The following is a 9,234-nucleotide window of genomic DNA, read 5'->3' on the forward strand; positions in this document are numbered from 1 at the left end:
TGACCGGGAGAAAAACGAGCCCGGGTATCGGGCGCTGCGGGGAGCGGCATGGCGAGCATCCGACAACTACTGAAGGACATTGAGGCTTCACCGGACGGGCCCGAGGTGGCCGCCATCTTTGATTTTGATGGCACCGTCATCTCCGGTTACTCCGCCACCCTGTTCATTCGCGAACAGCTGCGCAGGGGCGACCTCAACGCGCGTGAGCTGATTGAGCTGGTGCAGGCCATGACCAGCTTCGGGCTTGGCAGCATGGGTTTTTCCGCGATGATGACCGTGACGGCCCAGTTTCTGCGCGGCATTGACGAAGACAGCTACCACGAGTTCGGGGAAACCCTGTATCGGGACCAGATTGCCCGCCGGGTGTACCCGGAGTCCCGCGCCCTGATTGATGCCCATCGCGCCAAGGGCCACACCGTGGCCATCATCTCCTCCGCCACCTGCTATCAGGTCCAGCCCGCGGCGCGGGATCTCGGCATAGAACATGTCATGTGCACCGCGCTGGAAGTCGAGGACGGCAAATTCACCGGCGGCGTCGTCCGCCCCACCTGCTTCGGCCAGGGCAAGGTGGACGCGGCCGAGCAACTGGCGGGCGAACAGGGCGTCGACCTCGACCAGAGTTTTTTCTACAGCGACAGCCAGGATGACCTGCTGTTGCTCGAGCGAGTCCGCTTTCCGCGGGTGCTGAATCCCAGCACCCAACTGCTGGGCACAGCCCGCGACCGGCAGTGGCCGGTGGCGCGCTTCACCAGCCGCGGGCGGCCGTCGGTTTTCCAGTATCTGCGCTCCGCCGCGGCCACGGTCAGCCTGGTCCCCACCTTTCTGGCAGGGCTGCCGGTCTACGCCCTGACCCGCTCCAAACGCCAGTCGCTCAACTTTTCCCTGTCGCTGTTTGCCGACACCGCCAGCGCCCTGATCGGCCTGGACCTCAACGTCAGGGGTCAGGAACATCTGTGGTCGCAGCGACCCGCCGTGTTCATTTTCAACCACCAGAGCAAGGCCGACGTGGTGATCATGGCCAGCCTGCTGCGGCGCGACATGGCCGGGGTGGGCAAGAAGGAAATACGCGACATGCCGGTGATCGGCAAGGTGCTGGAGCTTGGCGGCGTGGTGATGATCGACCGCGCCAATTCCGCCAGCGCCATTGAGGCGATGACGCCCCTGGTCGAAGCCATGCGCGAGGAAGGCAAGTCGGTGGCACTGGCACCGGAGGGCACCCGCAGCGTCTCGCCGCGGCTGGGCGCGTTCAAGAAGGGCGCCTTTCACCTTGCCATGCAGGCCGGCGTCCCCATCGTTCCCATTGTGATCCGCAACGCCGGCGATGTGGCCCCCAAGGGCGAGTTCGTGTTCCGGCCCGCCACTGTGGACGTGGAGGTACTGGCGCCCATCGACACATCGGATTGGCAGGCCGCCACCCTGGACCAGCACGTACGCGAGGTCCGCAACCTGTTCCTGCGCAGTCTGGGCCAGCCTCTGGACGAGGCGCTGGCAGCGGCGGCGGCAACGCGCCCCTTGCCCGGGGGCAAGACCGGAACCAGAACCAGAGCCAGGACCAAGGCGAAAGCCAGGGTGACAGTGAAAGCAAAAGCCAAAACCGAGCCCAAAGCCCGGCCCAAGGCCAGGTCCAAGACCAGACCCAAAGCCAACACGGGCACGGGGGCTGGCAAGGCCGGTCCGCGGGCCCGCAGATCGTGAGCCTGGATAACGCGTTCCAGGCCAACCCCTGGCCTGCCGGGAAGGCGCCGGTCGTATTCCTGCTTGACGCGCGCAACAGCTTCGAGCAGGACCTGCTGGAGCGCTGGATCGCAAGCCACGCCGAGGCTGCACAGGGCCGGACCGGTCAGTGCCTGAGCCTGAACCTGGGCGACGACCGCCGCGGCATCGACCCCGCCAGCCTGGAGACCCACCTGACGGGCAGCGATAACACCATCATCGCCCCGCTGCGGGTAGCGTGGACGCCGCCGGCCGCCGCCATCAACTCGGGGCCCCGCCTGCAGGACCTGATCCTTGGCGATCCCCGGCGTCCCCGCCAGGGCCAGGCCCGTCGCATCGCCGCGCGGGAGCCCGAGCGCCTGCACCTGGTCAGCGGGGAATCCGACTTTCTGGGCAACCTGCGCGGCCGCTATTTGGCCAAATACGCCGAGGACAGCGCCGCCGATACCCAGGCGTTCAGCATCTTCGTCGCCCGCCAGGCGGCGGTGGTGCTGGATATCGCCGAGCGCCGCCTGCAGGGAGGGCGCTACAAGGTGCCGCGCTACGTGGCGGAGAGCCTGCGCGCCAACCGCAGTTACAACGAGGCACTGAAACAGCTGGCGGCGGAACAGGGCAGCAGCCGGGGTGCGCTGCTCAAGGAAGCCTCGGCCTACATGAAGGAAATGATCTCGATTCCCAGCACCTTCTGGCTGGACGTCTGGGCCAGCTTCTGCGGGTTCTGCCTGCGGCTCGGGTATGAGCGCAAGATCGTCTGCGACCCGGCGGCGATCGAGGAGATGCGGCAGATCGTCCGCGACCATCCCTCGATGCTGCTGTGGACTCACAAGACCTACCTGGACGGCATGGTGGTCCCCAAGGTCCTGTATGACAACGACTTCCCGATGCCGCACATGTTCGGGGGCGCCAACATCAATTTTGCCGGCATCGGCTTCATGGTGCGCCGTGCGGGCGGCATCTTCATCAAGCGCAGCTTCAGCGACAACACCCTGTACAAACTGACCCTGCGCCACTACATCGGCTACCTGATGGAGAAGCGGTTCCCGATGAACTGGTCCTTCGAGGGGACCCGTTCGCGCCTGGGCAAACTGATGCCGCCGCGCTACGGATTGCTGAAATATGTGCTGGAAGCCTGTCACGCCACTGATGCGCGTAACATCCATATCATTCCCATCTCCATCAGCTACGACCTGATCCGGGACGTGGAGGAGTACGCCACCGAGCAGACCGGTCGCGGCAAGGGCGCCGAGTCCCTGCGCTGGTTCATCGGCTATGTCCGCAGCCTGGCCCGGCCCATGGGCAAGATCTACATGGATATAGGCCGGCCCGTGGTGCTCGCAAGCGCCCCGGAGCCCGACGACAGCCTGGCCCTGTCCAAGATCGCCTTCGAGGTGGCGGTGGAGGCGAACCGGGTCACCCCCATCACCTTCCCCTCGCTGGTGACCATGAGCCTGCTGGGCGCCGCACCCAAGGCACTCACCGAGGCGGAAGTGATCGAGGAACTGCGCGCCCTGCTGGCCTGGGCGGAGGCGCGGCAACTGCGTATTTCCGCCGACTTCGACCGCTCCTACGCCGAACACATCGACGGCCTGCTTGGCATCATGATCAACGAGGGTATTGTCACCCGCTATGACCAGGGCCCCGAAATCGTCTATGGCATCGCCCTGGAGCAGCACCCGGTAGCCAGCTACTACCGCAATACGGTCATTCATTTTTTCGTCAACAAGGCGATCATCGAACTGGCGCTGGTGAAAGCTACTGAAGGCAGCGAAGCACAGGCGCTGGAAGTTTTCTGGGCCGAGGTTGACGAACTGCGCGACCTGTTCAAGTTCGAGTTTTTCTATGCTCCCAGCGCCGAGTTCCACCGGGAGATCCGCGAAGAGCTGGCCCGCTACGACCCGGACTGGGAGTCGCTGCCGGGGACCACCCCCGGCGGTTTCACCCAGCTGCTGCTGGCGATCACCCCGCTGGTTGCCCACGTCACGCTGCTCACCTATGTGGAAGCCTATTCCGTGGTTTCCGACCTCGCAGCAAGACTGCCGGCGGAGCAGGACATGGAGGAGCAGGCCTGCGTCAGCGAGGCGTTGAAGCTGGGGCGGCAGCTGTACCTGCAGCGCCGCATCAGCAGCGAGTCCTCCATTGGCAAGCTGCTGTTCCGCAACGGCTTCCAGATGCTGCAGCACCGCGGCCTGACCAGCGGCAGCGATGCGGAACAGGGCGAGCGCAGGCAGCAGCTGGCGCGCCAGCTGCGGGAGCTGAGACGACGGCTGGAAGTTATCCGCGCCATCGGCCTGACCGGCCGCGATAGATTCAAGGAACCCCTGTCATGAACAATCTGAAGGTCGGTCTCCTGGGGGGCGGCTCCTGGGGTACCACCGTGGCCGCCCTGGTGGCCCGCAATGCCCCGGCCATTCTCTGGGCCAGAAACGACGAAACAGTGCGGGAAATCAACACCCAGCACAGCAATCAAACCTATCTGCCTAGCGCCCGCCTGCCGGACAGACTGCAGGCCACGGCTGACATCGGCGAGGCCGTTGCAGGCGCCGATGTCATTGTCATGGGCATCCCCTCACAGAATTTCCGCAGCGTACTGCAGCAGGTGCGCGAACACATCCGGCCCTGGGTCCCGGTTATCAGCCTGACCAAGGGGCTGGAGCTGGACACCCGCATGCGCATGACCGAAATCATCGCCGAGGTCCTGCCCGGTCACCCGGTAGGGGTGCTGACCGGTCCCAACCTGGCGCGGGAGATCATGGCGGGACAGGCGGCAGCCAGCGTCATCGCCATGGAAGACGCCATCATCGTCCGCGAGCTGCAGTGCCTTTTTACCAGCGGCCTGTTCCGGGTCTACACCAACACCGATGTGGTCGGCTGTGAGTTGGGAGGTGTACTGAAGAACATCATTGCCATTGCCGTCGGCATGGGCGACGGCCTCGGCGCCGGCGACAACACCCGCGCCGCCCTGATCACCCGCGGCCTGGCCGAGATCAGCCGCCTCGGTTGTGCCATGGGCGGAAAGCCGGAAACCTTTGGCGGGCTGGCGGGGATGGGCGACATGATCGCCACCTGCACCAGCCCCCAGAGCCGCAACCGCCACGTCGGCATGGAGCTGGGTCGCGGCAAGAGTATGGCGACCATCAGTGCGGAGATGTTCATGGTCGCGGAAGGTGCCAAGAGTGCTCCCGCCGTGATGGCGTTGGCGCAACAGTACGGAGTGGAGATGCCCATCGTCAGCGACGTCTACAAGGTGCTTAGCGGCGAAACCTCCGCCCAGCGCATTTTCCGCGGCCTGCTGCGGGTCTCCGCAGGGGCTGAATGGGAGCCTGGCTGAGCCGGATCGGGAAGCGCCCATAACAGCAAGCAGGCCTTTTACGATATCTACAAGGAATTCTTCAAAGTGCCCTTTTTTAACTGGATTGATGAACTACCAGAAGCCGACCGCCAGGTGGTTCAAGCTAGAATGAAAGTCGTTTGCTACGATCACGGTGAGTTGATATATCGCAAAGGCCAACAGGGTAGCGCATTTTATCAGGTGAAGGCGGGGCAAGTAAGGCTTTGCAATGTGTCGAGAAGCGGCAAGCAGCTGCTCTACCGTGTTTTTCGTGAAGGGGAGTGTTTTGGTGATGTTAGCCTGATCGACGGACTGCCTCGCTACCACAATGCCACTGCATTTGGCCGCTGTGAACTCTGGGTAATGCACAAAACCGACTTCGACCTGCTACGCCAGTCCTCGCCAGCCATGAACGCGAAGCTACTCGAGTTTATGTGCTTTAGAAGCAGGATTATGTTTGAGTATTTTGAGGATGCGAGCATGCTGAGCTTGGAAAAAAGACTTGCGCGCCGGCTCATCGAACTGGATGACAATGGCAAGCCTATCATCCTCTCACAAACCGACTTGGCACAGATGATGGGAGCCTCGCGCCAGGCAATCGGGAATTTGCTTCATGAATGGCAGCGGGAACAGCTGATTAGTTTGCACTATCGAAAACTGAATGTTCTGAACAGCGACCTATTGCTCGCGATTACAGAGACATAATAGTATCTTCTGTTTAAGGAGGAACTCAGGCGACATCCGACACCGTTTGGAAAATCTATTTCTCATGGGCTTGTCCCTGATGTCACTCCCTATCAACATGCCCTTCGCAGCTGCGATAGCTGCCTGATAGGGCACTGATGTAGTGACCCATAAAAGTTTCCCTGTCGGCAGCCTGATTGATGGCTGCACCAATGGCCACTCGACTCTCCGGGTCATAGAAAGCACACACGCCCCAGAATCCGCAGTGTCCGATTAACGTTCCTCCGCGATTGGTGGGCACCCGAGTAAGCCCAAAGCCGTATAGCCTGTGAAACGATCCGCTGTCAGCACTGTTTATACTCTGTTCGGACATTGTCGCCATTTGCTTGAAGGTGCCTTGCTCATTAAACAGCTGCCCGGTCGCCAGCCCTCCAATGAACCGCGCAAGATCTTCGGTGTTGGAGATCATTCCCCCCGCAGTACCAGACACATAGTCCAGGGGAATTGCCCTTCCCGCCGGGGTCATATCAACATTCCGATATTTTCCATCTACAGTTTCGAAGTACCAATACTGGTGCACAAGATCCAGACTGCCAGTGTCAGTGTCAGCGCCCTCAACGATGGTACTCTTCATTCCCAATGGATCGAAAATGCGCTCCTTGTACAATACCGCCAACGTCTCCCCCGTTACCTCTTCGAGTAGAAATCTCAACAAAAGGTAGTTGGTTTCCGAATAACTATAGTCCCTGCCCGGCAGGAACCCCGGCGAGGCAGCAAGACCAGCTTCTACAAAATGTCGCAACGCGCTTTCAGCGTTCATTCTGTGACTGCCAATATAATCCTCGACACTCCCGGATTCCATATAACCCAGTAGTACTGAAAGGAGTGATGGCCGACCATCCGGCGGATCTGCAAAGATATAGTCCGGCATGCCCGTGGTATGGCTCAGGAGCTGACGCAATGTGACTGAGCTGCCACGCGGCTTACCATTCATGACATGGAGCTCATCAGTGCGAACACCGTCAATGACCTCATCGCCAAACATCTGGCCGAGAGTCATATCGAGGTCCAGAGTACCTTCCTCAACGAGCTGCATCACCAGGGTCGCAGCAAAGGTTTTAACGATACTCGCTATTCTGAATTGCTGATCACTACGCACCGCCTTTCCGCCTCCCAGGGAACTGTAGCCTGAACCGGCACGCCATATTTTCCCGGTGTCGACCTGGTACAAGGCTGCCAAACTGTGGACAATTAGCTCACTTCCAGCGCTGTCATCCGTGGCTGTTTGCAGGTTCGACTGAATACAATTTCCCGAATCGGCCGGCGCACTCGCCCTCGCATCTGAAGACGCCAGCAATTGCCCTGCCGCGGGCATGAAAACGCATATCAGCAGTAGAAAGTGAAATCCTGGTTTGGTCGTCACGGCTTTTGCTCCCACTGGTGCAGTGCAAGGTGTACAGGCCCGCTATGGCTCGCCATGTATTTTTCTGAGCGCGCTCTTGTCGATTTTCCCAATGGGCAACATGGGCAGGTCTTTTTCAATATTGAACGCTTTGGGTATTTTGTAGTTGGCAAGCTTGCCTCGACAAAAGCGAGTCAGGCCCTCAATGGATAACTCGGACTCTGGATTCAATAGAACAAAAGCAACGCCGACCTCACCGTACAGTTCATCCTGCCTGGGGATTACGGCAGCCATTGATACCGCCGGGTGCTTCTCTATCGCTTCTTCCACTTCTCGTGGGAAAACATTGTAGCCACCCGAAATAAACATCTCCTTGATCCGGCCAATCAGTTTGTAGGCGCCGCTTGGAAGTCGCACACCGATATCACCCGTATGCAACCACCCCTGCGAGTCCATTGCCTCGCGAGTGGCTTCCTCCCGGCGCCAGTAAGCTTTCATCACAAAATCACCGCGTACCAGTATTTCGCCCTCTACCCCTGCCGGCGCTACTTGCCCATCATTGCTAATACACACTTGATACTGATCGACAGGGGTGCCGATAGTTTCGCTTAAGAGATCTGGATCACGACACGGCGCGACAAACGTAACCGACCCAACGGTCTCAGTCATTCCATAGGCATTGGCTACAGCGGGAAATGTGTCCAAAAGCTTCTCCACCAGACTTCGTGGCGCAGGGGAACCAGAAAAGAAAGCGATCTGTACTCTTGACAAGTCGACGCCCAGAGTGTCCTGCTCATTCAGGCACATTTGCAACGCCGTTGGAACACCACCCACGCAGGTGATCGATTCCTGCTCTATGATCGACAGGGCGGCACGGGGATCAAACTTCTCCATGAAAATAACTGCTCCACCGGCAATCAACGTATAACAGGAAATATCGCCTACGGAACCGACATGGTTGATTGGCAAGTAATTCACCATACGCAGTGGATCGACAGGAAGATATCCATACTGAACAAGCGAACAGGTGACCAGCCCGAGATGAGGTATAATTGCACCTTTGGGCTGGCCAGTACTACCCGAAGTATAAACAATCAGTGCAGCATCCTCGGGTTCAACATCCTTTCGCGCGACCGTCAACTCAGCATCGGTAATCCCCTCAGATCTTGATAGGAACTCTGAAAACTCGACAGCGGGGGAATGACTTTCGAGCGTTTCAAGCAGAACAACCTCCCTGATACACGAGACTTCCTGCTTCAGGTACATCATATCCGCTAGATAGTCACGTCCCATCAGGGATGCTCGCGTAAAGATGAGCATTGGCTCGCTGTCGCCGACCACATACCTGTATTCGTCGCGCTGATATCGGGGATTAAGGCCAAGCCAAATTGCGCCGATAGAGCTGGCGGCAAGAAACATGATGAAGAAGTCGGGGTGTGGGGGAGACAGCGTTGCAACTCTGTCTCCCTTTTTTACACCAGAAGCGAGAAGAGCCTTGGATACCATGTTCACACGTTCATTCAACGCGCGGTAAGTGTAACGCAACTCCCCGAGTACCAGTGCTTCGGCGTCTGCGGTGTGCGAGGCGTAGTGGTGTACGTAGTCGCTGATCAGTTTCAGCTTGGGTATTGGCTGCTTCCTGTCTGACATTGCGTTGGTCCTAGTCGCCTGTGACATTACCAAGATTCAACCCGCCCAGGCCGGGCGTCTCCGCCTGTGCGATCAAATCCTCTTCTGATAGAGAGTAGTGTTTGAGAGGGATGAGACTAAAGAGAACAAATAGCCCCGGCAGCAACGAGAAGGCAAGCTTAAGGCCAAATACGGTGTCTTGAGACTGGGCTACAGACCCGCTCTCGGATTCAACAAAGCCGATAAAACTCAAGCCGATACCGGCAATTAGGGGGCCAAGCGCCAATCCGGTTTTTTCGGCTGCTGTCCAAAGCCCGGTAAAGACACCACCACGGTGATAGCTCGTTGTGATCTCATCATGATGGATGGTGTCGGTCAGCATGGCAAATGGGAGCATCATGATACAGCCAAATGGAATACCGAGCGCAGTTACCTGAAAATAGTAGACGGTGATCCGGTGCGCTTCGACTGAAATCAG

Annotated in this window: 7 protein-coding genes; 4 read left to right on the forward strand and 3 right to left on the reverse strand. The window is 59.2% G+C overall.

Translation table 11 applies throughout. The features are described from left to right. Positions 1–48: 48 nt before the first annotated feature. The 4 genes from RJQ10_RS08145 to RJQ10_RS08160 all read left to right on the forward strand — a co-directional run bounded on the left by RJQ10_RS08145 (position 49) and on the right by RJQ10_RS08160 (position 5,746). Entirely contained in the window at positions 49–1,695 is a 1,647-nt protein-coding gene (locus tag RJQ10_RS08145) for an HAD-IB family hydrolase (protein WP_350145441.1), read from the forward strand. Beyond that, positions 1,692–4,040: a glycerol-3-phosphate 1-O-acyltransferase gene (locus RJQ10_RS08150; protein ID WP_350145443.1), complete on the forward strand. Its 2,349-nt coding sequence runs from the start codon at positions 1,692–1,694 to the stop codon at positions 4,038–4,040. The genes RJQ10_RS08145 and RJQ10_RS08150 overlap by 4 nt, the downstream gene beginning before the upstream one ends. Next, a complete protein-coding gene (locus RJQ10_RS08155) occupies positions 4,037–5,041 on the forward strand; it encodes an NAD(P)H-dependent glycerol-3-phosphate dehydrogenase (protein ID WP_350145445.1) in 1,005 nt (334 codons plus the stop codon). Before RJQ10_RS08150 ends, RJQ10_RS08155 begins: the two co-directional genes overlap by 4 nt. Before the next feature lie 66 nt (positions 5,042–5,107). After that, entirely contained in the window at positions 5,108–5,746 is a 639-nt protein-coding gene (locus tag RJQ10_RS08160) for a Crp/Fnr family transcriptional regulator (protein WP_350145447.1), read from the forward strand. A gap of 82 nt (positions 5,747–5,828) precedes the next feature. On the opposite strand, the gene RJQ10_RS08165 is transcribed toward RJQ10_RS08160, so the two are convergent. The 3 genes from RJQ10_RS08165 to RJQ10_RS08175 form a co-directional block, all read right to left on the reverse strand. Further along, the gene (locus tag RJQ10_RS08165) at positions 5,829–7,148 is read right to left on the reverse strand and encodes a serine hydrolase domain-containing protein (RefSeq protein ID WP_350145449.1); all 1,320 of its coding nucleotides are present in this window, start codon (positions 7,146–7,148) and stop codon (positions 5,829–5,831) included. Between the two features lie 42 nt (positions 7,149–7,190). Beyond that, positions 7,191–8,777 (reverse strand): class I adenylate-forming enzyme family protein, encoded by a 1,587-nt coding sequence (locus RJQ10_RS08170; RefSeq protein ID WP_350145451.1) that lies wholly within the window; start codon positions 8,775–8,777, stop codon positions 7,191–7,193. Between the two features lie 10 nt (positions 8,778–8,787). Next, the coding region (locus RJQ10_RS08175; RefSeq protein WP_350145453.1) for an MFS transporter at positions 8,788–9,234 on the reverse strand (447 nt) is incomplete at its 5' end.

The sequence above is a fragment of the Haliea sp. genome, from assembly GCF_040222615.1.
GTDB lineage: Bacteria > Pseudomonadota > Gammaproteobacteria > Pseudomonadales > Halieaceae > Haliea.

What these genes read in the sequence shown, in the direction of transcription:
- RJQ10_RS08145 (WP_350145441.1), top strand. Translation starts at nt 49, where the DNA reads ATGGCGAGCATCCGACAACTACTGAAGGACATTGAGGCTTCACCGGAC.
- RJQ10_RS08155 (WP_350145445.1), top strand. Translation starts at nt 4,037, where the DNA reads ATGAACAATCTGAAGGTCGGTCTCCTGGGGGGCGGCTCCTGGGGTACC.
- RJQ10_RS08170 (WP_350145451.1), bottom strand. Translation starts at nt 8,777, where the DNA reads ATGTCAGACAGGAAGCAGCCAATACCCAAGCTGAAACTGATCAGCGAC.